The sequence below is a fragment of the Ruegeria sp. AD11(2025) genome, from assembly GCF_056542405.1.
On sequence record NZ_JBQFZU010000097.1, the window covers coordinates 1 to 1691 of the forward strand.

Sequence of the window (1691 nt, forward strand, 5' to 3'; positions counted from 1 at the left end):
GCGACAAAAAATGTCCGCCTGAAACGGCGGACCAGTCGGGGAGTGCGTTGAGGGGTCAGTAGCTCTGGTTCAATTCATCGGCGGCCGGGATTTCGCGTTCGCGCCGGGCGATGTAGTCCAGCAGCGCCTCGTTTCTGGCCTCGTCCAGTTTCGGCTCTTGATATTCGGCCAGCAGCTTGCGCGCATGTTTCAGTGCGCGTTCCGTGATTTCAACGCTGCCTTCCGCCTGCCATTGTTCGATCGAGTTGTTATCGAACATTTCCGGCATGAAGAACGCAGTCTGAAAGTTCTCCTGCGTGTGCGGGTGGCCCAGGTAGTGGCCACCGGGACCCACATCCGGAACCGCCGCCAGCGCCTGATCGAAGTCGCCCCATTTCGGCCCCTCGGCCATGCGATAGGCCATGGCGCATTGCTCGGCATCGACGATGAACTTGGCGACCGAGCAGTGCATGCCCGCCTCGTTCCACCCGGCCGAGTGCCAGATATAGTTGGCGCCCGCATGAACAACCGCGCCCAGCGTGGTCGCCGATTCATACCCCGCCTGTGCATCAAAGGTCTTGGCCCCGCCCAGCGTGTTCGAGGTTCGCCACGGCACATCATAGAACCGCGCCATCTGGCCGATCATGAAATTCATCAGGCTGATCTCGGGCGTCCCCGCCATCGGCGCGCCGGATTTCATCGACACCGTCGACAGATAGTGCCCCCAGATCGCCGGTGCGCCCTTGCGGATCACCTGCGTGTAAGCCAGCGCCGACAGCGCCTCGGCGGTCAGCTGCGCCACGGTTGCAGGCACTGACGCGGGCGTGTTCGCACCCCCCAGAACGAAGGGTGAGCACAGCACTGGCTGGTTGCGGCGGCAGAAGGCGCGCATCGCGCCCAGCATGGTCTCATCCCAGACCAGCGGGCTGTTACCGTTACAGTTGCCGGTGGTCACCGGATGGTCATCGATGAAGCCTTCGCCGAACAGGATGTCGCACATATCCATCACATCCTCGGCGTTCCTGGGCGAGGTGGTCATGCCCATGAACATCTTGTCCGAGTATTTCATCGACGAGTAAGTGATGCGCAGATGCCGCTGGCTGATCGGGTGATCGTAGGGCTCGACAATATGGTGGGCCGAGCTGTGCAGCGCCGGCATCATGTGGCTGAGCTTGTGGAACATCGCCAGATCTTCCAGCAACGGATTGCGGCGCACATCATCCAGATCGCGCAGGAACGGTGCGCCGGTCATCGGCACGAAGACCGAGTGCTTGCCGCCCAGCTTGACGTTATTGGCCGGGTTGCGGGCGTGATAGGTGAACTGCGCCGGGATGGTCGAGATCAGCTCGCGCACCATGTTGCGGTCCAGATAGACCAGCTCTCCATCCACCTTGGCACCGGCTTTCTTCCAGTCCTCCAGTGCGACGGGATCGCGAAACTGAACGCCGACATTCTCCAGTATATCCATGGCGGCGCTGTCGATGCGTTCCACCTGACTGCCATCCATCACCTCACATTCGGGGATGTTGCGGGTCAGGCCGGGCAGCATCTGAAAATTTGGCGCAGTGCGCTTGGCACGACGCGCCGCGCGTCCACCAGAGCGCGAAGCTGTTCGAGTGTTCATAGGGCGTATCTCCAATCTTGTCGCCAAACTGAAGGATTCGCCAAACTCAAACCTCACTGATTGCGATATCTGATTGCAGGAAACGACA

General features: G+C 60.9%; 1 protein-coding gene. It reads right to left on the minus strand.

The window, feature by feature from the left end; genetic code table 11:
* Positions 1–55: 55 nt before the first annotated feature.
* Positions 56–1603: a trimethylamine methyltransferase family protein gene (locus tag ACR1XY_RS24450; protein ID WP_480597394.1), complete on the minus strand. Its 1548-nt coding sequence runs from the start codon at positions 1601–1603 to the stop codon at positions 56–58.
* Between the last annotated feature and the right edge of the window lie 88 nt (positions 1604–1691).